Source organism: Paenibacillus sp. EB106-05-06-XG162 (genome assembly GCF_058791655.1).
This window is the reverse complement of the sequence record NZ_JBYTDT010000008.1, coordinates 1-24,582: the sequence shown is the minus strand read 5'-3', so window position 1 is coordinate 24,582 and position 24,582 is coordinate 1. Positions and strand designations below refer to the sequence as shown.

Sequence of the window (24,582 nt, the reverse complement as noted above, 5' to 3'; positions counted from 1 at the left end):
CGACTCACCTCTTTCGTATCATCCAATTTTTGACGAGTTGATAGATATGATGACTAAGTTTATCCGCATCATGGCGCAGATACGTTCGGAATAGAACCAGACGGTCCGCGATGACTTTATAGCCTCGATTCGTCACAGCCTCTAAATCCAAATGTACAGCTTTTGCACCTTTTTCCGCATATTTATCTTGGACCTGCGGCGGAATCTCGCCGTCGTTCACGATCACATAATCGAAAATATGATGCCCGATGTGGTCATACACTGCATCCAAGTGGTCGCTCACGGTATAGTTATCCGTCTCACCCGGCTGCGTCATGACGTTGCAGACAAAGATTTTGACCGCACACGAATCGACAACCGCTTGAGCCAGTTCAGGTACCAGTAGATTCGGAATGATACTCGTATAGAGACTTCCGGGGCCGATCAGAATTGCATCCGCTTGACGCAGCGCCTCTACAGCTTCTGCGAGCGGCTCAACATTCGAAGGCTCCAAGAAGACGCGCTTGATTCGTTTGCCTGCCGTCGGGATGGTCGATTCACCTGTTACCACTGTGCCGTCTTCCATCTCCGCATGCAGTATAACCGCCTGGTTCGCAGCAGGAAGCACACGTCCCCGCACCGCCAGAACTCGGCTTAACTCACGAATCCCCGTAACGAAATCCCCAGAGATATCTGTCATGGCTGCTAATATCAAATTGCCCAAACTATGCCCGGCTAAACCTGCCCCCGAACTGAATCGGTATTGCAGCATCTCCGACAAGAGCGGTTCAACATCCGCAAGTGCACCGAGCACGTTGCGTATATCGCCCGGAGGCGGCATATGCAGCTCATTCCGTAGAATCCCTGAACTGCCGCCGTCATCCGCAACCGTCACGATGGCCGTAATATCTAAAGGCTTTTCCTTCAGCCCGCGCAGCATGACAGACAATCCGGTTCCTCCGCCCATGACGACAATCCGCGGACGCTGTACTGCTTCAAACTCTAGGCTCATCTCATCACCTCGTACATATTGTCTTGCCTTTAGTTAATGACGGTCCTTCTCTGCATCTCGGTGGGCTACACGAACCATTTCAGTCTCACTGGCCCCAATGATTCGGCCCAAATATTCTGCAATGGCAACCGAACGATGTTTCCCTCCGGTACACCCGATCCCGATCACAACTTGGCTTTTTCCTTCTTTGCGATATTGAGGAATGAGGAATTGCAGCATATCGACCAACTTCGTCAAGAACATCTGCGTCTCCGGCCATTTCATCACGTAATCATAGACTTCCAGATCCTGCCCGGTATGCGGACGCAAAGTGTCTACATAATGCGGGTTCGGAAGGAAGCGTACATCATAGATTAAATCCGCATCAATTGGTATTCCATATTTGAATCCAAATGACGTAATATGCACGGATAAGGTATTACCCTCTAGATTATTAAAACGAGATACGATCCGTTCCTTGAGCGTCGCCGGCTTCATATTGCTCGTATCGATGACTTGGGAAGCCCATCCCTTCAAGTCTTCGAGCAACTTCCGCTCCAATTGAATCCCTTCAAGCGGCATGCCTGTCGGCGCCAACGGATGCCGTCTCCGACTCTCCTTGTAACGCTGAACAAGTACGCCGTCCGTTGCGTCCAGGAAGACGATCTCGCAATTCAACGTATAGTGATCTTTCATATAATTTAATGACTCGGATAATGCCGTGAAGAATTCGCGGCCACGAAGGTCAATTACAAGTGCTACTTTGCCGATTTTGCCGTTCGATTGTTCGATGAGTTCTGCGAACTTCGGAATAAGAACCGGAGGTAGATTATCCACGCAGAAAAACCCAAGATCCTCCAAACTCTGAACAGCAATCGTCTTCCCGGCTCCAGACATGCCTGTAATAATTACCAGTTTTGCTTTTGCCATCGATGAAGTGTCCATCACGGCCCTTCCCCCTTGTATTTAGAACTTCCTCTTAAGAACGACTACACAATCCTGCTGCCCCGATCACTCCCGCATCATTGCCGAGTGTTGCTGGCACAATCTCAATACCCTTTTGTAATGAATCCGGTGTCAGCTTGTAGAATACTTCACGAATTTCATCGAATAGAATATCGCCTGCTTTGGACACGCCGCCGCCAATAATGAACCGCTCCGGATTCAGGACGGCTGCCACCGCTGCCATTGCTTTGCCCAGATAGAATGCTGCACGATTAACGATACGTGTCGCGACTTCATCTCCTGCCTTGGCTGCATCGAACACATCTTTAGCCATGATATGCTCTAGCGTGGATAGCGATGTGCGATCGCCGCGTTCAACAGCATCTTTCGCCATACGGATAATCCCTGTTGCCGAAGATACTGTCTCTAGACAACCCATTTTGCCGCATCCGCATTGGATTGCTTCCAAATCAGGAATAACAGCCATATGTCCCAGCTCGCCAGCTACGCCAGCAAATCCTTGATAGATGCTGCCGTTAATAATAATACCGCCGCCTACACCTGTTCCAAGCGTGTAGCATACACAATTGTCGATCCCTGTACCTGCGCCGCTCCATGCTTCACCAAGCGCCGCCACGTTCGCATCATTATCCACTCGAACCGGTTTGTCCAGTCGATCAGAGAGAATCTGACGAATCGGTACATCACGAAATGGTAGGTTAGGAGAATGTAGAATAATTCCCTCTTTCAAATTCATGAAGCCTGCGAGACCTGCGCCTACGCCGCCCACTTGATCCCACGAATAAGGGGACTGCTCGACAACAAGATGAACATATTTCACGATGTTATCAATGATTGTCTCTGCTCCCTTTTCCGTCTCTGTAGGGCCCTCGTACGTATGCAGCAGTTGTCCCTGTTCATTGCAGACTCCAACTTTGATTGCTGTTCCGCCCAGGTCCACACCAACATAGATTGTTTCAGACATGCTAAATCCACCTTTATCTAAGTTAATTGTGTTTCAGTACCCACTATAAGCTATGCTGTATTATCGGTCAAGATAATAGGGCACTCCCTCATGAGGTATAGACCTCTAGGGTATACAAATGAAAAAGCTGCTTCTCGTGAGTATTCTCAACGAAAACCAGCTTTTCGCGTCATTCATCTTAGCGTTATTCTACAGTAATTTTACCAACCATTTGCCCATGGCCGCCGCCGCACATAATCGAACAGTTAAAATCAAACGTACCCACTTTATCGGCTACGAATTCTTTTGTGCCGGATTCATCCATATTAATGTCAAATTCCTTGATCATCAGACCATGGACGCCTTCTTCCGAATTGAATGTAAGCTTGATCGTATCGCCTTTTTTCACTTTGATCTCTGCTGGCGAGAACTCAAAGTTCTTCGCAGTAATCGTTACTTCTTCTGTTACGCCCGTTGGTGCAACAGCCGGTTCACTTGATTTGCTGTCCCCTCCACAGGCCGATAGAACAAACATAAGACATAAGGCTAGACCTAGTACGAATAATGATTTTTTCATCATTATACCTCCGCTTAATGATAATAAGGATGGATCGATGGACTGTATAAACGGTTCAAAACCTGCTGCGACATAAATCACATCAACCTCTTCGAAACTCATTGTATCACCATGATCTGGAATATTCATCCGCCGTACGAGTAAGGATGACTGAAATTCGATGGGTTTCCAGCGAAGTTACCAGAATGTTCATAATTGAAGAAAAAATTAAAAAGCCGACGGGACTACCCGTCAGCTTCTGTAACCATCGATATATTAATGAATTTCGTTCGCTTCCAAGAACTTCTCTGCGTCTAGCGCAGCCATACAACCTGTTCCTGCTGCGGAGATCGCTTGGCGATACTTCGTATCCTGAACGTCGCCGCAAGCGAATACGCCTGGAATGTTCGTCTCCATGGAGCCCGACTTCACAATGATATACCCTTGCTCGTCCGTATCCACTTGACCGCCGAGGAATTTCGTATTCGGTGTATGACCGATTGCGACGAACAAACCGTCTGTCTCGATCACTTCTTCTTCACCGGTCTCATTGTTCGTCACTTTGAGACCTGTGACACCGTTGTCGCCAGCAAGCACTTCAATTGGGGAGCGATTAAGCGCCCATTTGATCTTGCCATTCTCACGTGCACGGTCTTGCATGATCTTCGAAGCGCGCAGTTCATCGCGGCGGTGAACGAGTGTCACATCGCCGAAGCGCGTCAAGAAGTTCGCTTCTTCCATCGCAGAGTCGCCGCCACCTACGACGATAATCTTCTTGTTACGGAAGAAGAAGCCGTCGCACGTCGCACATGCACTCACACCGCGTCCTAAGTTATCTCTTTCCCCAGGAATACCAAGGTATCTCGCGGAAGCACCTGTCGAGATAATCACTGTTGCAGCCTGCAATTCCCCAATGCCTTCGACTTGTAGTGTAAATGGACGCTTGGAGAAATCCACACTGTTCACCCAGCCCGTTTTGAACTCTGCGCCAAAGCGTTCTGCTTGCTTACGCATATTATCCATGAGCTCCGGACCCATAATCCCTTCCGGGAATCCAGGGAAGTTCTCTACATCCGTCGTTGTCGTCAATTGGCCGCCTGGCTCAGGTCCTTCGATGACCAGTGGGCTAAGGTTCGCACGTGCTAAGTAAATGGCAGCTGTTAATCCAGCAGGCCCTGTTCCGATTACGATTGATTTATACATCGATCATATCCTCCTTATGTATGAAGGAACGCGCATGATGGCGCATTCCTCTAGAATTCTTGGGTGTAGGATGGGAATATCGCATCCATCTTCTTCTTAATGCCGCACACTTCGTCCATCCACTTCACGTATTTGCTAACCGTGGTGATAGATGTACTGTATCGCTGTGCTACTTCATGATACGAGATCGCTCGGCGATGCATCTTGGCTGTAAGATATTCCAGCGCCGCTGCCCAGCCCTCAGCCTTATGAATCTTCGGCATGTCGGGATAGACACGAGTTAGGAACTCGACCCATAGTGTCTGCAGATCATATTGCTGCAGCATATCGTAACGCTTATTCATTGTACGAAGCGCAAGCGTAAGTACCGTCTGCCACTGTTCATCCCAAGCCGGGAGTCTTGCGGATAAATCGTTACCTTCAATGATCGTGCGCTTCCCATCCATAATTGCTTCCACTTTCGCATCATAGCCCATGGAACGCAGTACGAAGACCGCAACCTGCTTCAAATAATCTTCTTCATTCGGTTCGAGCAAGAACCTGAGCAGCGCCTCTTGCACTTCATAGTCCGCAATCATGCCTAACGCTTGAATAACCTGAAGCTTGGTCTGCTGATCTCCGTGTCGAAGGGCCCAGAAGAACGAGGAACGCACGAGCGGATCCCGCTTCAGATGATCCGGCAATCCGCCAGACGTCTTCTCCCAGAGTCGGAACTGTTCTTCGAAAGGTAGATGATAATGATAACTCCACATGGGCTTTTCCATGCCTTCGCCGCTCTCTTCCACCTGGCGATACTCCTTCAGCTGCGCCAGATAGAACTTCGGAATTTCAGATCCCGGGTCAAGCTTCTGCGCATGATTCCAGAGCCGATATGCCTCTTCCAGACGTCCGATATGGCAAGCTGCCACGGCAGTATAATGATAGAGACAAGGATCGAAATTGACCTCTTCGTCTTTCAGCAATCTTCGGAAATGCTGATATGCTGTCTCATGCTGCCCCATGATTCCCATGGTCGTCGCAAGCTTAAATACATGTTCTTGGTGAAAAGGTACCGTCTTCTTGAGTGCCACAATTAACTGAGCCAGATCCTTGACATTGCCTTCATGCTGGTAAAAAATCGCCAGATTACAGAGCGCATGCAAATTGCCTGGGTCACGTTCCAGCACATCATTTATGGTATCCATTGCTTTCTCAAACAATCCCATATAGTAATAGGCCAGGCCTAAATTGTTCCGCGCCGCTAAAAAGTCCGGCTGATCCTCTACAATTTGTTCGAGCACCTTAACAGCCTCGCCGAACCGACCTTCTTCGAGCATCGAACGGGCTTGATCATGCTCCATCATGCCCTCACGGGATTTAATGGTCGTCAGACGCGTTGGGCGGTTCAATTCATATTGCAGCAAATCCATCATTTCCTCGGCTTCGCCCAAGTATTGTCCGCTCGCATCTTCCTCAAGATATCGAATCAACGCTTCCTCAGCTTCTTCGAACTGATCCATATTCGCGTAATTGTTAGCCATATAGAAATAACACTCTGACAGACTCGGTTCTATGGTATCGAGCACCATCTGCAGAATCTCATTAGAGTCCTCATACTTGCCCATCTCCGACAGAATCCCGGCCATATTACAATGGTTGACAGGATTTTCCGGCTCATATTCCACCGCTTTGCGGAAATACTTCAATGCCTTGTCATAATGATAGCGATCCAAGGAACGAACGGCCCGCTCAAAGAAAAAAGTAGCATCCATTTGGATCGGTATGATTTTCTTTCGATGGCTTTCAGGTAGCATCTTTTTTTCTTTCATCAACAAGGCACCTCCTATGGTTCCTAACCATGCTTTATTCGCAACTAAGTATACCATAGATCGAAGAGATTACCTAAATCGTTTTCCAAAAATTACTTATATCTGGTAAAAAATCAAATCCCCGCATCTCTGAACAATGTGCTAATGGATCCGCCATTCGTAATAATTCGCATCGCTTCAGCGAGCATTGGCGCGACCGATATCACTTTGAATCTTGCCGGGTGGCTGTCCGGGATCATAATGGAGTCGGTGACGACCACTTCACGGATATTCGGATGGTCAAGTCGCTGTAAGGCAGGTCCCGAGAAAACAGGATGTGTCGCACAGACGTACACATCATGCGCACCGCGCTCCTTCAAGCCTTCCACGACGTTCACGATCGTCGTTCCGGTATCAATCAAATCTTCAATAATAATCGGTGTGCGGCCTTTCACATCTCCAATGACATGTGTAATGACGGATTCATTATGGCTAGGGCGTTTCTTAATCATGATGGCAAAAGGGGAGTCCAGTTGGTTGGCAAGCTTCTCAGCTGTCGATGCGCGTCCTGCATCCGGGGATACAATAATTGGGTTCTCGATATTCTCTTTGCGGAGATATTCACTGATCAGATCTAATGCCGTCAAATGGTCGACTGGAATATTGAAGAATCCTTGAATCGCCGGTGCATGCAGATCAATTGTAATGACACGATTCGCTCCTACGGTTGTTAGCACGTCTGCAACCATCTTCGCAGAGATCGGTTCACGCGGAGCTGCCTTGCGTTCTTGTCTTGCATAACCGTAATAAGGCATCACAATGTTGACTGTCCGTGCGGAAGCACGCTTCGCAGCATCGATCATCACGAGCAACTCTACGAAATGATCGTTAATCGGATGAGAGAGCGATTGAACGATAAACACATCGCAATTCCGAATCGTCTCTTCATAGTGAACATAGATTTCTCCACTCTTAAATCGAGATAGCTTGACATTTCCGAGCTCTACGCCTAGATCTGCACAGATCTTCGCTGCCAATTGCGGATTGGAAGATCCGGAAAACACACGTAACTTATTGCTTGACATGGTACCCTCCTGAAATATGAATAAAAACGTATCCATCGAGCTCGACACCATCACAAGAACATTGTCGAACGACGTAACTTATTGCTAGTTATATTATTATACATGGATTGATTTACGTTTGAAAAGGGATTAGGATGCGTCTTCGTTCCTTAAATGTCGCGAGCTCTGTATATCCTACATCCCGAAGCAATGCACGTGCCTCATCTAAATATTGGCCGAGTCGTTCCGGTTGATGGCAATCCGAACCGATCGTGAGCGGAATGCCTTTGTCATAGCAAATTTCGAGCATATGCCGGCTGGGGAACATCTCTGCACATGGCATGCGCAGCCCGGAAGCATTCAGCTCGATCGCTAGATTATGGGCTTGAACCGTATTCAGCGCGGACATCTCCATCGCTCTCACTTCAGCGGCTTGCTCCGCAGGAGGGGCGAAGCCGAACCGCTTAATGACATCGATGTGTCCAATATAATCATAGAATCCCGTTCGAACCGCCTTCTCAATCGCATCATAGTACTGCGCGTATACAGCAAGACGATCACGGCCTTCCCAGCCGTGTGTCTGACGGTGGTCTGAGATATCCCATTCCCCAAGGAAATGAACAGAACCGATGACATAATCCCAAGGATACGTCTGAATCATTCTCTCGATCTGTTCCTCATATCCTTCGATATAATCAGCTTCCATCCCGATCCGAACATCGATCTGGGACTTATATTTATCTCTAAGGTGAAAACATTCCTCCACATAACGCGGAAGCTCTTCCATGGGCATTGCCATTTCTGGATAGTACGTGGCAGGATCCACGTGAAGGAGCGGCATATGATCGGAAAGGCCGATCTGCTGCATCCCGATTTCTATTCCGCGAAGAATGTATTCTTCGAGTTCTCCAACAGCATGTCCGCAACGGACATGGTGGGTATGATAATCGATCCGCATAAGTTATCGGCCTCTCTTTATTTGGTTTTATTTTTGATGTCGGATGAATAATGGCGCTGCTCTAGCACGTGCAATACTTCATCGATCGGCATGTTCTGCGCCCGGAGGAGTACCATGAGATGGTAGATGAGATCGCCCGCTTCAGCACTGAGTTCCTCCCGGTCATTGTTCTTCGCGGCAATGAGCACTTCTGCAGACTCTTCACCGATTTTCTTCAAGATCTTATCCAGACCCTTATCGAATAAATACGTCGTATAGGCACCCTCTGGTCGTTCCGCATACCGTTCTGCAATCGTCTGATCGAGCTTCGACAAGACCGCGAATCGGTCTGCCCCTTTAGCTTCTATCACTTGGCTATCATCCTGCACCGTTGCCGTAGGGATTCCGTTGAAGAAGCAGCTGTACTTCCCAGTATGACAAGCCGGTCCTTGTTGTTCAACACGTACAAGCAATGTATCGCCGTCACAATCATAGTGCATCGACTTGATACGCTGCGTATGGCCGGAGGTTGCGCCTTTATGCCACAACTCCTGGCGGGATCGGCTCCAGAACCATGTCTCGCCGGATTCCGCTGACAATTTTAGAGATTCGCGGTTCATGTAGGCCAGCATCAGTACTTCTTTGCTGCTGTAATCCTGTACGACTGCAGGGATCAGACCGGATTCATCCCATTTGAGCTTGGCGGATAATTCGTCTAGATTAAGCAGGTCGTCAGCTTGCGCTTGTGAATGTGTCATCGAATCTCCACCCCTTTCCCCTTCAAATCGTCCTTTACTTCCTGAATCGTCATTTCTTTATAGTGAAAAATGGTTGCGGCAAGTCCTGCATCCGCCTTCCCTTCGGTAAAGACATCATAGAAATGTTCCTTACGCCCTGCGCCGCCCGAGGCAATGACCGGGATCCCGATCGACTCCGATACAGCTCGTGTTAAGCGGATATCGAACCCATCCTTCGTACCATCGGCATCCATACTCGTTAGCAGAATTTCGCCTGCACCAAGCCGCTCCGCTTCGCGCACCCAATCGAGTGCCTTCAGTCCGCTGGGTGTCCGTCCGCCGTGGGTATACACTTCCCACTCGCCCCAAGTCTCATTGAATTTCGCATCTACCGCGACAACAATACATTGGGAGCCGAATTTGCGAGCCCCATCCGAGATCAACTGCGGATTACGCACGGCAGCCGTGTTAATACCAATCTTGTCCGCCCCAGCACGCAGGATCCGTTTCATATCGTCAACTTCAGAAATCCCGCCGCCAACGGTGAATGGAATTGCAATTTCGCCAGCCGTCTGGCGAACGACTTCGATCATCGTCGCCCGACCTTCGACAGATGCTGAAATATCGAGGAATACGAGCTCATCGGCGCCTTCACGGTCATACAATGCTGCGAGTTCAACAGGATCGCCTGCGTCGCGCAGATTGACGAAGTTCACGCCTTTGACCACGCGTCCATCCTTCACATCCAAGCATGGAATAATTCGTTTGGCTAACATCGATCTCTCCTCCTTAGTTCGGCGCGTTTACTTTACGAATCTCTTCAATCGCTTGCGCCAAGTCGATATTGCCGATATAGAGCGCTTTGCCAACAATGGCGCCGCCGACCCCATCGTTCACATGCCCGGCAAGACGTGTCAAATCGCTCATTTGACTGACACCACCGGAAGCGATCACCGTCTGACCGGAGATGCGAGCCAAGTTCGCAATCGCTTCCGTATTCGGGCCGCCCATCATACCGTCGCGAGAAATGTCCGTGAAGATGAAGATCTTCGCACCTTTGGCTGACAGCTCTACCACGAGATCCTCAGCACGAACCTCCGACGTCTCAAGCCATCCGCGGGTCGCAACCAGACCGTCACGCGCATCGATGCCGATGGCGACCTTATCGCCGTACTTCGCGAGTACATCTTCCACGAACGCACGATCTTCAATAGCCGCCGTACCGAGAATAACCCGTGACACACCAAGCTCCATGTAGCGTTCTACATCTGCGAGGGTACGAATCCCACCGCCGATTTGTACGGGTACATTGACGCTGCGAGCAATATTGCCAACGAGCTCGTCATTGACAGGGTGACCTGCCTTAGCCCCGTCGAGATCGACAAGGTGAATCCAGCTGGCACCGCCTGCTTCCCATTCCTGCGCGACTTCAACCGGGTTTTCATTGTAGACCGTCTCTTGATTGTAATCGCCCTGTACCAGGCGTACACACTTGCCGCCGCGGATATCAATCGCGGGATATATGATAAACGATGACATAAATTCGTTCTCCTCCATATTGAGATGAATGCCAAACCCCAGTAAGATCCACTCAAACCTTTGCATCCAACGATGGTCATAGCACCAGCTATCGCCACGCATTACCCATCATGGATTTTTGCATTAACTTCTGTCCCGAATGCCGTAAGAAGCTCGCTATACTGGATATATCCATTAACTTTGAAGCGTAATGGCTCAAATCGAGCGATTCCTGCCGTCTATCCTGCATGGAATCCAACATAGACGACAGAAATAAGCTAATTCGAGCTATATAATGTATGGATTCCAACATAGTCACTCCGCTAACGTGTGCACCCTATTCCAACCACCCCAAAAAGGATTGAAGTGGAAAATGTCCTATACGTGTACCGTACCTGCCGCAAGCTTCAAGAAGTTGCTGAGCAGCTGCATACCGAATTCTCCGCTCTTCTCGGGGTGGAACTGCATGCCGTACACATTGTCTCGGCCAACAATCGCCGTCACAGGGCCGCCGCCGTACGAGGTTGTTGCAAGCAAGTCCGTCTCCCGCTCCGGCTGCACGTGATACGAGTGCACGAAGTACACATGGCCTTCTTCGAGGCCTGTGAACAGCGGGCTGTCCGGCTGCTGCACCTGCAGCCGGTTCCACCCCATATGCGGCACCTTGTATGTGCCGCCCTGGAACCGCACTACGCGGCCGGGCAGCAGCCCGAGGCCCTCGTGGTCGCCGTGCTCTTCGCTGCGCGTGAAGAGCAGCTGCATGCCCAGGCAAATGCCGAGCAATGGCTTGGCATTTGCCGCCGCTGCTTGCGCCACCACCGCGCCGAGGCCGGTGTCGCGCAGGCAAGCCATGGCGTCTCCGAACGCGCCGACGCCGGGCAGGATCACCGCGTCCGCCGCGAGGATGGCGGCCGCGTCGCTCGTAATGAGCGCCTCAGCACCGAGGCGCTCCACGGCCTTGGCAACGCTGTGCAGGTTGCCCATGCCATAGTCTACAATCGCGATCGTCGCCATGCTTACAGCACTCCTTTCGTCGAAGGAACCCCCTGCACTCGCGGATCAATGCTTGTCGCTTCATCAAGGGCACGTCCCAGCGCTTTGAAGATCGCCTCAATCATGTGATGGGTGTTCTGACCGTAGTGAACGATAACGTGCAGCGTCATGCGCGCTTCAAGCGCAAGCTTCCACAAGAACTCATGTACGAGCTCCGTCGAGAAGCTGCCGACTTGCTGCGATGGATACTGCGCACGATATTCGAAATGCGGACGGTTGCTCAGATCAATTACGACTTGCGCGAGCGCTTCGTCCATCGGAACGAAGACCGATGCGTAACGCTTGATCCCTTTCTTATCGCCGAGCGCTTCCTGAATGGTCTGTCCAAGACAGATGCCGATATCCTCAACCGTATGGTGATCATCGATATCCACGTCGCCGCGAGCAACGACGTTCAGATCGAATTGCCCATGCTTCGTGAATAGATCAAGCATATGGTTCAAGAACGGCACATCTGTCTCAATTTCGGAAATACCCGTACCGTCTACATTAAAGGCCAATTGAATGTCCGTCTCATTCGTCTTGCGCGCAACGCTAGATGCACGCCCTTCACGTTGTTCGTTCACTACATCTGTCATTGTGAATTCCCTTCCTTTTCTAGCCGAATTTGTATCGCTCTCGCATGCCCTTCTAAACCTTCATGTCGCGCCAGCTCCATAATGGTCGCACCATTCGCGAGCAGCGCTTCCTTGCTATAATGAATGAGACTCGATTTCTTGATAAAGTCATCGACGTCAACCGGAGAAGAGTATCTAGCCGTGCCATTCGTCGGAATGATGTGGTTCGGTCCCGCCAGATAATCGCCGACAGGTTCCGAGCTGTAAGGTCCGAGGAAGATAGCCCCGGCATTCTCGATCAGCCCCAGATATCGCATTGGTTCTTCAACCATCACTTCCAAATGCTCCGGTGCCATTCGGTTGATCACGTGGATCCCCTCTTCAATGGAGCTTACAACGATTATGGCTCCATATTGATCGATGGAAGCCTGTGCGATCGAGCGCCGCGGGAGCTCTGCCACTTGCCGCGCTACTTCACGCGACACCGCTTCCGCCATCGCCATTGAGGTCGTCACGAGAATGGCAGATGCCATCTCATCATGCTCCGCTTGGGATAGCAAATCAGCTGCGACATAAGCCGCATCTGCCGACTCATCTGCGAGCACGGCGATTTCACTAGGTCCTGCCATACTGTCAATATCGACAGCCCCATACACTTCACGTTTCGCGAGTGCGACGTAAATATTCCCCGGCCCGCAAATTTTATCGACCGGCGCAATCGTCTCCGTTCCATATGCCAGGGCAGCAATTGCCTGTGCACCGCCAACCCGATAGAGCTCCTTCACGCCCGCTTCAGCCGCTGCGACCAGAATATATGGATCAATCCCTTCCTTGCCGCCTGTAGCTGGCGGTGTTACCATCACAATCTCTGGTACACCCGCGACCTGCGCTGGGATGACGTTCATGAGTACGGAGGAAGGATAAGCCGCTTTCCCGCCCGGCACGTACACCCCGACTCGACGAAGCGGCCTGATAATCTGTCCGAGCATCGTACCATCTGGCTGCAGATCGAACCAAGATGTCCGTTTTTGTTTCTCGTGATAGACTCGAATATTATCAGCCGCTTTACGAATCGCCGTAACGAACGATACTTCCACTCGGCTATATGCAGCTTGAATCTCATCTTCTGTCACACGAAGCTGCGATGATTGCAATTGCACGCGGTCATGTTCCGCCGTATAACGCAGCAGTGCTGCGTCTCCTTCCCGTTTCACACGTTCCACAATCGACTTTACACTCTGATTCTGTTCCGGCGACCCATACTCTACTTCTCGCTGCAGCGAGAAGTCACTTGCAGGTACAATACGCATGAACATCAACCCTCCCCACATTTCTAACCTGATCCAGCTATTTATCCATTCATCTGATATGATTTCATTTCGATACGTTCGGAATCACTTTCTGCAATTGATCACAGAGTCCCTGAATCGCATCATTCTTCATCCGATAACTTACTCGGTTCGCAATCAATCGGCTTGTAATACTGAAGATTTGCTCCATCTCCACCAGTCCGTTATCCCGAAGCGTCTGCCCCGTCTCGACCATATCCACGATGCGATCGGCAAGCCCGATCAGCGGGGCAAGCTCAATGGATCCGTTCAGCTTAATCACATCCACCTGCTGCCCGAGTTCACGGAAATATTGCGAAGCAACATTCGGATACTTCGTCGCGACACGCGGGTGAATCACCGGTTTCCAATCAGGTAGTCCAATCACAGACATCCGGCAAGGTGCAATCCCGAGATCAAGCAGCTCGTAGACGTCTTTGTTCTCCTCCATGAGGACGTCTTTGCCAACGATACCGATATCCGCGACCCCGTATTCAACGTAGGTCGGCACATCGACTGGTTTGGCCATAATGAACTCCATATTCGCTTCCGGCAGCTCAATAATCAGCTTGCGCGTATCATCGAAATCCGTCGAGATTGGCAACCCCGCTTCACGGAATAGGGCAGAAGCCTGCTTATAGATACGCCCTTTGGGCATCGCTACTTTTAACGTATCCCGCATCAGACATCCTCCTCTACGTATCTCGTAACAACACAATTTCCCGCCTCCCGCAGTGCACGTGCTTCTTGGAATATTTGCGCACGATTCTGCGAGGTATAATTTAGCGTCATAACTGCTATCTGCTCTTGATCCTCATCGCCCACGACATCAAGAATCCGTGTCGTCTTTAATGCGAACCCGGTGGCCGGAGCAGGACGTCCGAACTGCTGCAACAGATTGTCGTAGCGCCCGCCGCTGCAGACAGGTGAACCTAACTCCAGTGCATAACCTTCAAATGTCATCCCCGTATAATAAGAGAAATCCCCAATCATCGTCAGATCCAAAAGGACATGTTGACTTACACCATAAGCTTCCAGCGCTTCCCAGACCTCCAGCAAATGTTCAATCGAAGCCCGTGTCTGCTCGTCTCCACTTAATTGCAGAGCCTGTTCGCATATCTCTTTGCCTCCACGGAGTCTTAGAATCCCTTCCAGCTTCTGTTGTTCCGCTGCATCAAGCCCCCACTCGCGAATACGTTCCCGATATCCGACATAGTCTCGGCTCAACAAGCAGAACTTCAATGTTTCTTGATCCTCGCTGCGGCCATGCAGCACTTCATCGAATAGGCCATTTAAGAAACCGACATGTCCCATAGCAAATTTAAACTGCGCGACCCCTGCAGCCTGTAGTGAGGCGATAGCGAGCGCCACGACTTCCGCATCCGCCTCAGCAGATGCATCACCGACGAGCTCCACACCCGTCTGGAAAAATTCCGCTTCTCGTCCCGCTTCCTCTTCGATCGTCCGGAACACATTGGAGTGATACGACAACCGAATCGGAAAAGCTTCATCCTTTAATAAGGATGAGACAACACGCGCGATCGGGGCCGTCATGTCCGAACGCAATACGAGTGCAGTACCCCGATTATTTAACAGCTTGAACAGTTTATGATCCGATGTCGCACTTGCAACACCGACTGTATCGTAATATTCAATCGTTGGCGTCAAAATTTGCCGATATCCCCAGCGTCCCATACAATCTAGTACATTTCGCTCAATCGTGCGCAGCTTGGATACCGCATGCGGCAAATAATCTTTGACACCTACTGGTTTTTCGAATACTTTAGGCTTTGACATTCCATCCACCTCGAATGATACTTTAGTAAAGTAATGTGCTACCATGGTAGTATGCTACCAAATTAAAGATTATTGATCATGTTAACATGATCCATACCCCACGTCAATCACCAACATCCTAATTCGACTTCCTATTTATTTTACCAGAATTAACCGAACTCGTCCCATTCATGTCACAATTTCAGCTATTTACGGAAGGATAGTGACAACGTGAATCTATCACTCTTTATGAGAAACACAACAAAGCCCAGCGACCTTCATGTTCAACCATGAAAGCCGTTGGGCTTTATATGCTGTAGAGCAAATGCTATACGGTTGGCAGCATGGAATAAGGTGTCATAGGGTGAATATCCTGCCGTCTTCCCTGATGCTTCATCAACTGAATCAGCTTATCCGGATTCATCTTCTGATTCCCTGCATTCAACCGATACCCGATACGATCCGCACGTGTATTGATACCCGCATTTACGGTGAACATGAGCGGGATATCCGTCTTCTTAGCAACTTGTATGACTTCAGGACGATATGCACCATAAGGGAAAGCCAATACACCATACGTATTTCCAAGCTTTTGACGCAGCACCCGCTCCGATAAAGTCAGATCCTTTGTAACGCGAAGCGTGAACTCCTCTTTTGTCTCAATACGCTTGTAGTCTTTCAAATAAAGACGTTTGGACAGCACAGGCTTCATATCACCCTTCGCATTATAAGGACCATATTGATGGGAATCAAACGTGTGATTGAAGAAGCTCATCCCGCCTGCTTTCATCTCCTTCATTTGCTCCCATGATAATTTTGGACGTCCTACGTGCTTCGGGTTATCAATCGATGAGACGATGACGAAGTTGGTCGCCGTCAACCGCCACTTTTTCAGAATCGGATAGACTTCTGTGTAGAAGCTCTCATATCCATCGTCAAATGTCAGCAATACAGCATTATTAGGTACGGGTTTATGATCTAACATAAATGCAACATAATCGTCCATCGAGATCACCCGAAAACCACGATTGACGATGGCTTCCAGTTGATCATTGAATAGCTTCGGCGAAATGATCGATTTGATCTTCGGGTTATCCGAAATCTCATGATACATAAGGACCAAGACCTTATCTTTATAATAAACTCCGTTTGGATCAGAATTAGGTTTCGCCACCGCTCTTTGTCCGCCACCACCAAGCCATTCGATCATCAACAACATGACTGCCCCTAGCAGCCCTATTTTCCACTTCATTTCCTTAATGCCTCCCCGACATTATACAAACTATTATCCGATACTTATATATCCCACTTCCTTAAGTTACCATGTTTTCTGCAATACGTCATTCTATTTTCACAAAAAAATACCTACAGCACGGGCCGTAGGTATTCTGCTTCTATGTTGGGTTATTTGGGGGAGATGATCTGCATCGGATTGCCACCGACAAATTGGCCTGCTGCTACATCTTTGTGTACGACGGAACCTGCCGCCACAACCGCATGATCGCCAATCGTCACCCCAGGTAAAATCGTGGAGTTCGCACCGATCATGACGTTGGAACCAATCTTCACATCCCCTAGGCGATATTCCTTGATTAAATATTCATGGGCCAGAATCGTCGTATTGTAGCCAATAATTGAGTTATCGCCAATAGTAATACGTTCAGGAAAGAACACATCCACCATGACCATCAGGCCAAACGCCGTGTCTTTGCCAATCTTCATGCCAAGCATATGGCGATAGATCCAATTCTTTAACGGTAAATGAGGACAATATCTAGCCATTTGAATGCAAATAAAGTTTTTGACGCCCTTCCATGGACTGACTGTGCGGTAAATTTGCCAGAGCGCATTCGATCCTTCTACGGGATATCGCTCAACATTTCTCACACGCCATCCTGCTCCAATCCGACTAATGCGTATAAATCCCTCATATCATGAATGACATGCTTTGGCTCGTACGGCGTTAGCGCAGCCTCACCTTTCAGTGACCAACCGACAGCAACGGAAATGGCACCAGCCGCATTCGCAGCTTGAATATCTGCCGGGCTGTCACCCACCATCAATGTCGTCGCAGGATTCGCGCCTAGCTGCTCCATGGCCATTAATACCGGTTCTGGGTGCGGCTTTGGATGCTCCACATCTAGAATCGTAACAACCGTCCCCAGATAAGGGAATAAGCCGAACATCTGCAAGGCGCGTTCTGTCGTCTCACGAACCTTGGTTGTAACCACTCCGAGCTTAATCCCGTGACGATGTAAATTCTCAATGACTTCAAGTACATAGGGAAACTCACGTACCAATTCATCATGCCGTTCACGATTATATGTCCGATAAGCATCTACGAATGGCGTAACATCCTCTTGACCCGTAAAAAGACGCATCTGACTCTCTAACGTCTGCCCCATGCTCGGGATGATCTGTTCGCGTGTGAACGTCGGCGGTGTATGTTCTTTGAGTACATGAAGGAATGTCTCAATAATTAATTCATTCGTATCAATAATCGTACCATCTAAATCAAATAAAACTGTTTCAATCACGATGTAGGCTCCTTCTTGTCTGACGACTCACCGGTTGAGCCGTCCTCATGTTGCGGAGTGCGGTTAACTGGTTCTGCGACGCTTGTTGCCTGGCTTGCTGCAGCGATCTCTTGTACCGCAGAGGTTTTCGTATTGATAATTGGATCTAAGTAACGTGTGTTAGCATAGCCTTTGACGCGGCGCACGATAATTATAATAATCGCTGCTACAACAATCAGAATCGCGAGCAATTGCGATATACGTACATTGCCGTAAGCTGGATCCAAATGACCTGGTTCGAACACGACTTCCATTGGCGCCCAGAAGAATCCGACGAAGGAAGCGAGCCAATCGGGGCCGAGGAATGCAAGGCTATCCGTCCGCAGACCTTCCACGAAGAAACGTCCTACTGAATACCAAATGAAATAAGACATGAATAATTCCCCTGCGCGCAAGAAGGATTGACGACGCAGCACGAAGAGTATAAGCATCCCGATGAGATTCCATACCGATTCATACAAGAATGTCGGATGATGATAGACCATGCCTGCAGCTTCTTGCACATACATCTGATTGACGATAAAATCCGGTAAATGAAGCGTATTGCGAAGGAAGGACTCTGACACTGGACCGCCGTATGCCTCTTGGTTTACGAAGTTTCCCCAACGGCCAATCATCTGCCCTGCTAATAAGGAAGGCGCACAAATATCCGCAATTCGCCAGAATGAATATCCCTTCTTGCGGACCAAGATGATTGCACAGATAATCGCACCGATGAGCGCGCCATAGATTGCGATCCCACCGTTCCATATTTTGAACACATCCAAGAGATTGCCCTTATATTCATCCCATTTAAACGCAACATAATAAATCCGCGCACCAATGATTGCTGAAGGTACACCGAACAATAACAAATCCATGAAGAAATCTTGCGGAATGCCGAATCGATTACCTTCGCGAATCGCAAGTAATAAACCCACTAATGCCGCAGTTCCGAGGATGATGCCATACCAATGAACAGCAATCGGTCCGATGGAAAATGCGATAGGGTTCAACAACAAATATTGCATAACTCACACTCCTACTTCTGTCCAATTCGTAAATCTTAATCCAAATCGTCCGTATCCTCGGAGATCGTCTCTGTCAGCTTATTCGTAAACTGCAAAGCAGCGTTATAACCCATCCGTTTCAGACGATAGTTCATCGCAGCCACCTCAATAATAACCGCTAAGTTTCGGCCCGGACGAACAGGGATCGTAACGAGTGGAATATCCGTATCAATAATCCGTGTTTTCTCTTCATCAAGCCCAAGACGATCATATTGCTTGTCCTGCTGCCAAGCCTCCAGCTTGATGACAACACTAATACGCTTGTTGTTCCGTACCGCACCGGCACCGAACAATGTCATCACATTGATGATCCCGATCCCACGGATTTCGAGCAAGTGACGAATCAATTCGGGTGCTGTTGCATGCAGCTGAAAATCGGAAGTTTGACGAATCTCCACCGCATCATCCGCGACAAGACGATGACCGCGCTTCACGAGTTCTAGTGCTGTCTCACTTTTACCAATTCCGCTGCTTCCTGTGATGAGCATCCCTACACCATATACATCGACGAGTACCCCGTGAATCGTTGTCGTAGGAGCGAGACGTCTCTCCAGGAATCCTGTAATCCGGCTTGAAAGAGTTGTCGTTGCAACTGGGCTGCGTAATAATGCAATATTCTTCTCATTCGCCAAATCAACAAACTCTTGCGGAACATCCAAATTTCTTGTGACGACGATACATGGTGTCTCTTCTGAACCAAATTGCTCAATCCGACTCTTCCGCTCTTCAGGCGATAGCATCTGGAAGAAAGCTAGTTCCGTCTTCCCTAGAATTTGCACGCGGTCGACGGGATGATATTCGAAGTAACCCGCCATTTCAAGACCTGGACGGTATAGATCATCGACCTTAATGACGTGTTTTAATCCTGCTTCCCCTGCAAGAACCTCTAAGTTGAATTGTTCGACCAATTCTGAAACTTTTACCTTCTTAGACATATCTTCCTCTCCTTATCACCGATGTCATTATCGTAGCTGATCTTGGCATTGAAATCAAATTCTATACGCCATATGAGGCAATAACTCCACAAACTTATGAGAAAAACCGCCCTGCAAGAGGACGGTTTTTGATTATAACACGCTATGACGTGCTTACGCTTCGTATTGGAATACGTTCAGCTCATTTTCTTTATCGAATACATGAATTTTGTTCATGTCGATTGCTAGCTTAATGTTTTGACCTTCTTTAGTATTCGAACGTCCGTCTACACGAGCGATTACGCTGTCTTTACCTACACCGTTCAAGTATAGCAACATTTCATGACCCAAGTTCTCGGATACTTCAACATGTGCGCTGAAGATGCTGTTAGGCGATGCTTCCAAGAATACTGGCTCTTCATGCATATCCTCAGGACGAACACCAAGAATAACTTTTTTGCCAATGTAGCCTTTATCTTTAAGTGCTTGAGCTTTACCAGCTGGCACCTCAACATCAAGTCCAGTTGCTCTGAAACGAACTGCTCCACCTTGCTCAGACAAGTCGCCTTCGATGAAGTTCATTGTAGGAGCGCCGATAAATCCAGCTACGAAGATGTTCGTAGGGTGGTTGTACAGAATGTCAGGGGAAGCTGCTTGTTGGATGATACCGTCTTTCATAACAACGATACGATCACCCATTGTCATAGCCTCGATTTGGTCATGCGTTACGTAGATAACAGTTGTCTCTAGACGCTTAGCCAATTTGGAGATTTCCGCACGCATTTGTCCACGAAGTTTCGCGTCCAAGTTGGAGAGCGGCTCATCCATCAAGAATACTTGCGGTTCACGAACGATCGCACGCCCCAAGGCAACACGCTGACGTTGACCACCAGAAAGTGCTTTTGGTTTACGATCTAGCAAGTGCTCGATATCAAGGATTTTCGCTGCTTCACGAACACGTTTGTCGATGTCGTCTTTTTTGAACTTACGAAGCTTCAAACCAAACGCCATGTTTTGATATACGTTCATATGTGGATACAATGCATAGGATTGGAATACCATCGCGATATCGCGATCTTTCGGCGCTACATCATTTACGACACGATCTCCAATATACAATTTACCTTCGGAGATTTCCTCCAAACCTGCGATCATACGAAGTGTTGTTGATTTACCGCAACCGGATGGACCAACCAATACTAAGAATTCTTTATCTTGAATGTCTAAGTTAACATCGATTACTGTCGCTTTGTCGGAACCTGCATATTTTTTGTAGATGTGCTCTAATTTAACGCCTGCCATTGAATATTCCCCCTACACAGAGATTTATTTTATACATTTATCTTATCTCATGTCCCATCATCTGACTATACACATACTTCACAAAAATCCTACTTCCTTTTCGTCACTTTATACAATAAGAGAATCAACTTCACAAGAACCGCATCGCCAAACGTTCTTACGTCAAGCCCTGTCTCTTGTTTAATCTTATCCAGTCGATATAAAAGCGTATTCCGATGAATGTATAATTTCTTAGCGGTATCACTTACATTGCAATCCAGTGAGAAGAAGGCCTCAAGCGTTGTCAGCGTCTCTGGATCTAGGAACACATCACTGCGAGAGAGCACCCGATCGATAAATTGTCTGCGTACCCCATCTGGGATACTGTTGATTAACCGCTCCATATGCAGCATCCACGGTAGATGAATGTTCGATGTGACATGGAAAGCTCGTCCGAGATACATGGTCTCCCGCAATAATCCTACCGTCGATAGGAGTGTATGAGCAGGCACCATCGGATAAGATATGGCTAGGTGACATTCTCCAAGCCATTCATTCGACAAAAGTTCGTACAGCCCTTCGCAGAATAAAGCCAACGCCTCTTCCGGCTTCTCAGAACCGTCCTCTTCCCGATCTTCGGCTGATGCCAAGAGCTCCTCCGCACATAAAATGAGCCATTCTTTCTCTTCAAGCGGAATCAAGTACACTTCACCGCCAAAATACGACTTAAGCAGCTTATAGAGCTCCGTATAAGTCGTCTGCGTCAACTGCGGATGCTCCGAGACAAGTAGGAAAGGTATCATCGAAGGCAGCAATCGGCTCTTTAATCCGATACTCTCCGGAAGCTCCTCATCTTGCACGCCTGTGTATTGCCCGCCAAGTTTGCCATGGATCCACTGACCCAGCTGGTTCGCCCGTTGTTCTTCACTGCTTCCCGATTTATGACTTCCTTCCTTATTCGATAACTGTGAAGATTGTAGAATCCACTCAATTAATGCACGTTCCGCCCCGGACAACTTAGCCGATTCGACAGTCAACAGTTCGACGTCCGAACCGACCTTCTGATGCCAGCGAAAATAAACCTTACCACTCAGCTCAATACTAAGCGCCTGTTCATTCATCACATCAGCTGACTCTTGCATTGATCGCCATTCGGTTTCTGAGCATGCTACTACAGAACATGTTACGCCCAACAGCTTCTCTAATCTGCTCTTTGTTGCCATATCCGTCATTAGCCCAACCGCCTCTATCCGAATCATTCACTGCTTGTTCGCTACTATTGTAACATAACCAATAGAATTATTTCACGACGCGACGAGCCATGACGAATCGCTGCCTCCAGATCGGATGATTTATTGCCGTATATTGAACGCCGCCTTTTCCATAGGTATGGATCATCAAGCCACTACCCGCATACATGGCCACGTGTGCAATTTGCCGACGGGACTGTTTGCCGGTGAAAAATAACAAGTCTCCAACGCGAAGCTCCTCCTGGGAGATACGCTCCCCCACCTTGGCTTGTTGTCTAGATACACGCGGCAGTGTAATGCCTTCCTTCGCATAAATGGTCTTGATAAAAGATGAACAGTCGAACGTACTCGTCTGCCCGTAACGAGCACCAAGCACATAGGGTACGCCAATATAGTTCCCCGCACGCAATACGAGAGAGAACCGCATGCGGTCCGTTTGGGATAAGACGCGTCGGACGCCAAGCAGAGGGTACCGACGATTCACTTCCTTCATCGAGCGGTAGACAATCGACTGTTCAGGGCCAGCATAGGCAATATGCTCTGGGTCTACGACCACTGCGACCCACATCTGCTGACGATTATTCAGATGCGAATCGCCATAATACAATAAATCACCAGGCAGCCACGCTGCTGCAATTCGCGCTACAGGTATTCCAACTTGATATTGCCCTTCAACTTCTTTGGGCATTTGAACGTCCAGCTTGTGAAAAATATCCGTCATCATCGCAGCAGTAGTAAGACTCGATGGTTGAGTTGGTGAAAGAGATAGGACTGCTTTGTTTTTTTGTGCCCATGCAATTTGTGAGAAAGGGAAGGCATCTGTATCCTTTCCGTGTACCTCTCCCTCTTCTGCATGAGCAAGTGAGGTCCCCAGTCCTAAAGGTACCGTTAATATAAGCAATACACCCAGCCATAACAGCCGGAATATGCGATGCATGTTACCTTGTTCCTCCTATCAATTTTGCCTGCTGCATTAAGGCATGGAGAGCATAACGACAATCGACAGCAGGCCAAATAATACTGTGACCAGGTATATGAATGATACAACCTGCGGCTGTGTTAACCCCCAGCGCATCAATGCATGATGTGTATGTAATTTATCCGCACGATGTAGTCCTTTACCTTCCTTAAGACGTCTGGAGAACACGATAATGGTGTCCAAGATCGGAAAGCCTAAGGCAAGCATCGGAATGAGAATGGTAACGAAGGCTGTACTTTTGAATGAACCGTTCACAGCAATGACGGCCAGTGTATACCCGAGGAACGTCGCTCCCGCATCACCCATAAAAATTTTAGCCGGGTAGAAATTATATAGTAGAAAACCTAAACATACGCCGCACAGTGCAATCGTGACGATCGCAGTCTCAGCATCGCCTTTGATAAGTGCAACGACGCATAACGTCAATGAGGAAATCGAGGCTACGCCCGCAGCTAACCCATCTACGCCATCGATGAAATTCATCATATTCGTCATGGAAAATACCCATACCACTGTCGATACATAGACGAACCAGCTTGGAAACATCAGCATCCCTTCATGGAAATCACGAATGCCGGTAATCTGGATATGGAACCATAGCGGAATGGTGGCCGTCAGCAAATAGATGATCAATCTCGGCCACACAGGGAATTCCCGCCCAAGTGCCTTAAATCCATCATCAACTAGACCAATGATAACTAATAATGTCCCGCCGATTGTAATTGATAAGGATAGCGCATCAAACCCTCGCATGAGGAGAATCGTCACCATAAATCCTATATAGATAGCGATTCCACCCATCAGTGGAATCGGATTATCATGAATTTTACGCGTCGTAGGTCGGTCAACAAATTTCATGCGGATCGCCATAAGACGTACGATTGGCACAACAGCAGCAACGATACCAAAACTAATGACAAGAGCAAGAATATATCGGATTGGTGATCCCCCCAGGATAAGACAGTGCTTTGTGCTGGTAGTCTCCCCCGATTCCTTCGAAAGCATGCAAAAAACGCTTCAAGTCAAATGACCTGAAGCGTTGAATGTACATGATTTAGATAAAAAACTGGTGAGCCATGAAGGACTCGAACCTTCGACACCCTGATTAAAAGTCAGGTGCTCTACCAACTGAGCTAAT

The 24,582-nt window shown here is 48.5% G+C and carries 25 protein-coding genes; all 25 read right to left on the bottom strand.

Going from position 1 to position 24,582, the window contains the following annotated elements; all coding sequences use genetic code 11:
- Positions 1-4: 4 nt before the first annotated feature.
- Positions 5-991: a gluconeogenesis factor YvcK family protein gene (locus AC3WU2_RS17575; protein ID WP_379351133.1), complete on the bottom strand. Its 987-nt coding sequence runs from the start codon at positions 989-991 to the stop codon at positions 5-7.
- A 33-nt stretch (positions 992-1,024) separates the two neighbouring features.
- Positions 1,025-1,915, bottom strand: coding sequence for an RNase adapter RapZ (rapZ, locus tag AC3WU2_RS17570; protein WP_492456591.1), 891 nt, complete (start codon positions 1,913-1,915; stop codon positions 1,025-1,027).
- Between the two features lie 34 nt (positions 1,916-1,949).
- Positions 1,950-2,900 carry an ROK family glucokinase gene (locus tag AC3WU2_RS17565; RefSeq protein WP_492456393.1) on the bottom strand — a complete coding sequence of 317 codons (951 nt, stop codon included), beginning with the start codon at positions 2,898-2,900 and terminating at the stop codon, positions 1,950-1,952.
- A 184-nt stretch (positions 2,901-3,084) separates the two neighbouring features.
- A complete protein-coding gene (locus tag AC3WU2_RS17560) occupies positions 3,085-3,558 on the bottom strand; it encodes a cupredoxin domain-containing protein (protein ID WP_492456391.1) in 474 nt (157 codons plus the stop codon).
- Between the two features lie 153 nt (positions 3,559-3,711).
- Positions 3,712-4,638 carry a thioredoxin-disulfide reductase gene (trxB, locus tag AC3WU2_RS17555; protein ID WP_492456389.1) on the bottom strand — a complete coding sequence of 309 codons (927 nt, stop codon included), beginning with the start codon at positions 4,636-4,638 and terminating at the stop codon, positions 3,712-3,714.
- A 50-nt stretch (positions 4,639-4,688) separates the two neighbouring features.
- The gene (locus tag AC3WU2_RS17550) at positions 4,689-6,446 is read right to left on the bottom strand and encodes a tetratricopeptide repeat protein (RefSeq protein ID WP_492456387.1); all 1,758 of its coding nucleotides are present in this window, start codon (positions 6,444-6,446) and stop codon (positions 4,689-4,691) included.
- Positions 6,447-6,559: 113 nt separating this feature from the next.
- On the bottom strand, positions 6,560-7,510 hold the full coding sequence (locus tag AC3WU2_RS17545) for a ribose-phosphate diphosphokinase (RefSeq protein ID WP_018759078.1): 951 nt from the start codon (positions 7,508-7,510) through the stop codon (positions 6,560-6,562).
- Positions 7,511-7,622: 112 nt separating this feature from the next.
- Positions 7,623-8,447 (bottom strand): histidinol-phosphatase HisJ, encoded by an 825-nt coding sequence (gene hisJ, locus AC3WU2_RS17540; protein ID WP_492456384.1) that lies wholly within the window; start codon positions 8,445-8,447, stop codon positions 7,623-7,625.
- A 17-nt stretch (positions 8,448-8,464) separates the two neighbouring features.
- Entirely contained in the window at positions 8,465-9,184 is a 720-nt protein-coding gene (gene hisIE / locus AC3WU2_RS17535) for a bifunctional phosphoribosyl-AMP cyclohydrolase/phosphoribosyl-ATP diphosphatase HisIE (RefSeq protein WP_492456382.1), read from the bottom strand.
- Entirely contained in the window at positions 9,181-9,939 is a 759-nt protein-coding gene (gene hisF / locus AC3WU2_RS17530) for an imidazole glycerol phosphate synthase subunit HisF (RefSeq protein WP_492456380.1), read from the bottom strand. Before hisF ends, hisIE begins: the two co-directional genes overlap by 4 nt.
- Before the next feature lie 13 nt (positions 9,940-9,952).
- Entirely contained in the window at positions 9,953-10,702 is a 750-nt protein-coding gene (gene hisA / locus AC3WU2_RS17525) for a 1-(5-phosphoribosyl)-5-[(5-phosphoribosylamino)methylideneamino]imidazole-4-carboxamide isomerase (protein ID WP_492456378.1), read from the bottom strand.
- 357 nt (positions 10,703-11,059) lie between these two features.
- Positions 11,060-11,695: an imidazole glycerol phosphate synthase subunit HisH gene (hisH, locus tag AC3WU2_RS17520; protein WP_492456376.1), complete on the bottom strand. Its 636-nt coding sequence runs from the start codon at positions 11,693-11,695 to the stop codon at positions 11,060-11,062.
- 2 nt (positions 11,696-11,697) lie between these two features.
- Positions 11,698-12,312 carry an imidazoleglycerol-phosphate dehydratase HisB gene (hisB, locus tag AC3WU2_RS17515; RefSeq protein WP_492456374.1) on the bottom strand — a complete coding sequence of 205 codons (615 nt, stop codon included), beginning with the start codon at positions 12,310-12,312 and terminating at the stop codon, positions 11,698-11,700.
- Positions 12,309-13,601, bottom strand: a complete 1,293-nt coding sequence (gene hisD, locus AC3WU2_RS17510) for a histidinol dehydrogenase (RefSeq protein ID WP_492456372.1) — start codon at positions 13,599-13,601, stop codon at positions 12,309-12,311. Before hisD ends, hisB begins: the two co-directional genes overlap by 4 nt.
- Positions 13,602-13,665: 64 nt before the next feature.
- Positions 13,666-14,301, bottom strand: coding sequence for an ATP phosphoribosyltransferase (hisG, locus tag AC3WU2_RS17505; RefSeq protein ID WP_492456370.1), 636 nt, complete (start codon positions 14,299-14,301; stop codon positions 13,666-13,668).
- The gene (locus AC3WU2_RS17500) at positions 14,301-15,416 is read right to left on the bottom strand and encodes an ATP phosphoribosyltransferase regulatory subunit (RefSeq protein ID WP_492456368.1); all 1,116 of its coding nucleotides are present in this window, start codon (positions 15,414-15,416) and stop codon (positions 14,301-14,303) included. The genes hisG and AC3WU2_RS17500 overlap by 1 nt, the downstream gene beginning before the upstream one ends.
- 307 nt (positions 15,417-15,723) lie before the next feature.
- Positions 15,724-16,647: a polysaccharide deacetylase family protein gene (locus AC3WU2_RS17495; RefSeq protein ID WP_492456366.1), complete on the bottom strand. Its 924-nt coding sequence runs from the start codon at positions 16,645-16,647 to the stop codon at positions 15,724-15,726.
- 152 nt (positions 16,648-16,799) lie between these two features.
- The gene (locus AC3WU2_RS17490; protein ID WP_379351167.1) at positions 16,800-17,282 is read right to left on the bottom strand and encodes an acyltransferase; all 483 of its coding nucleotides are present in this window, start codon (positions 17,280-17,282) and stop codon (positions 16,800-16,802) included.
- A complete protein-coding gene (ppaX, locus tag AC3WU2_RS17485; protein WP_492456363.1) occupies positions 17,279-17,932 on the bottom strand; it encodes a pyrophosphatase PpaX in 654 nt (217 codons plus the stop codon). Before ppaX ends, AC3WU2_RS17490 begins: the two co-directional genes overlap by 4 nt.
- Positions 17,929-18,981: a prolipoprotein diacylglyceryl transferase gene (gene lgt / locus AC3WU2_RS17480; protein WP_492456361.1), complete on the bottom strand. Its 1,053-nt coding sequence runs from the start codon at positions 18,979-18,981 to the stop codon at positions 17,929-17,931. The genes ppaX and lgt overlap by 4 nt, the downstream gene beginning before the upstream one ends.
- Positions 18,982-19,016: 35 nt before the next feature.
- Complete coding sequence (gene hprK, locus AC3WU2_RS17475; RefSeq protein WP_018759064.1) at positions 19,017-19,955, bottom strand: HPr(Ser) kinase/phosphatase; 939 nt, start codon at positions 19,953-19,955, stop codon at positions 19,017-19,019.
- 153 nt (positions 19,956-20,108) lie between these two features.
- Positions 20,109-21,236, bottom strand: a complete 1,128-nt coding sequence (locus AC3WU2_RS17470) for an ABC transporter ATP-binding protein (protein WP_379351170.1) — start codon at positions 21,234-21,236, stop codon at positions 20,109-20,111.
- 89 nt (positions 21,237-21,325) lie between these two features.
- Positions 21,326-22,447 (bottom strand): PucR family transcriptional regulator, encoded by a 1,122-nt coding sequence (locus tag AC3WU2_RS17465; RefSeq protein WP_492456358.1) that lies wholly within the window; start codon positions 22,445-22,447, stop codon positions 21,326-21,328.
- Between the two features lie 67 nt (positions 22,448-22,514).
- Complete coding sequence (locus AC3WU2_RS17460) at positions 22,515-23,402, bottom strand: C40 family peptidase (RefSeq protein ID WP_492456356.1); 888 nt, start codon at positions 23,400-23,402, stop codon at positions 22,515-22,517.
- 36 nt (positions 23,403-23,438) lie between these two features.
- Positions 23,439-24,449: a hypothetical protein gene (locus AC3WU2_RS17455; RefSeq protein WP_018759060.1), complete on the bottom strand. Its 1,011-nt coding sequence runs from the start codon at positions 24,447-24,449 to the stop codon at positions 23,439-23,441.
- Positions 24,450-24,582: the final 133 nt, after the last annotated feature.

Excerpts from the sequence above, each read along its gene's own strand:
- AC3WU2_RS17495 (WP_492456366.1), bottom strand. The coding sequence starts at position 16,647 with ATGAAGTGGAAAATAGGGCTGCTAGGGGCAGTCATGTTGTTGATGATC.
- AC3WU2_RS17465 (WP_492456358.1), bottom strand. The coding sequence starts at position 22,447 with ATGACGGATATGGCAACAAAGAGCAGATTAGAGAAGCTGTTGGGCGTA.
- AC3WU2_RS17550 (WP_492456387.1), bottom strand. The coding sequence starts at position 6,446 with ATGAAAGAAAAAAAGATGCTACCTGAAAGCCATCGAAAGAAAATCATA.
- hisF (WP_492456380.1), bottom strand. The coding sequence starts at position 9,939 with ATGTTAGCCAAACGAATTATTCCATGCTTGGATGTGAAGGATGGACGC.
- AC3WU2_RS17565 (WP_492456393.1), bottom strand. The coding sequence starts at position 2,900 with ATGTCTGAAACAATCTATGTTGGTGTGGACCTGGGCGGAACAGCAATC.
- AC3WU2_RS17455 (WP_018759060.1), bottom strand. The coding sequence starts at position 24,449 with ATGCTTTCGAAGGAATCGGGGGAGACTACCAGCACAAAGCACTGTCTT.
- hprK (WP_018759064.1), bottom strand. The coding sequence starts at position 19,955 with ATGTCTAAGAAGGTAAAAGTTTCAGAATTGGTCGAACAATTCAACTTA.
- hisG (WP_492456370.1), bottom strand. The coding sequence starts at position 14,301 with ATGCGGGATACGTTAAAAGTAGCGATGCCCAAAGGGCGTATCTATAAG.
- hisJ (WP_492456384.1), bottom strand. The coding sequence starts at position 8,447 with ATGCGGATCGATTATCATACCCACCATGTCCGTTGCGGACATGCTGTT.
- hisA (WP_492456378.1), bottom strand. The coding sequence starts at position 10,702 with ATGTCATCGTTTATCATATATCCCGCGATTGATATCCGCGGCGGCAAG.
- AC3WU2_RS17460 (WP_492456356.1), bottom strand. The coding sequence starts at position 23,402 with ATGCATCGCATATTCCGGCTGTTATGGCTGGGTGTATTGCTTATATTA.
- AC3WU2_RS17500 (WP_492456368.1), bottom strand. The coding sequence starts at position 15,416 with ATGTCAAAGCCTAAAGTATTCGAAAAACCAGTAGGTGTCAAAGATTAT.
- hisB (WP_492456374.1), bottom strand. The coding sequence starts at position 12,312 with ATGACAGATGTAGTGAACGAACAACGTGAAGGGCGTGCATCTAGCGTT.
- AC3WU2_RS17470 (WP_379351170.1), bottom strand. The coding sequence starts at position 21,236 with ATGGCAGGCGTTAAATTAGAGCACATCTACAAAAAATATGCAGGTTCC.
- AC3WU2_RS17545 (WP_018759078.1), bottom strand. The coding sequence starts at position 7,510 with ATGTCAAGCAATAAGTTACGTGTGTTTTCCGGATCTTCCAATCCGCAA.
- rapZ (WP_492456591.1), bottom strand. The coding sequence starts at position 1,915 with ATGGACACTTCATCGATGGCAAAAGCAAAACTGGTAATTATTACAGGC.
- hisIE (WP_492456382.1), bottom strand. The coding sequence starts at position 9,184 with ATGACACATTCACAAGCGCAAGCTGACGACCTGCTTAATCTAGACGAA.
- AC3WU2_RS17575 (WP_379351133.1), bottom strand. The coding sequence starts at position 991 with ATGAGCCTAGAGTTTGAAGCAGTACAGCGTCCGCGGATTGTCGTCATG.
- lgt (WP_492456361.1), bottom strand. The coding sequence starts at position 18,981 with ATGCAATATTTGTTGTTGAACCCTATCGCATTTTCCATCGGACCGATT.
- hisD (WP_492456372.1), bottom strand. The coding sequence starts at position 13,601 with ATGCGTATTGTACCTGCAAGTGACTTCTCGCTGCAGCGAGAAGTAGAG.
- hisH (WP_492456376.1), bottom strand. The coding sequence starts at position 11,695 with ATGGCGACGATCGCGATTGTAGACTATGGCATGGGCAACCTGCACAGC.
- trxB (WP_492456389.1), bottom strand. The coding sequence starts at position 4,638 with ATGTATAAATCAATCGTAATCGGAACAGGGCCTGCTGGATTAACAGCT.
- AC3WU2_RS17560 (WP_492456391.1), bottom strand. The coding sequence starts at position 3,558 with ATGAGTTTCGAAGAGGTTGATGTGATTTATGTCGCAGCAGGTTTTGAA.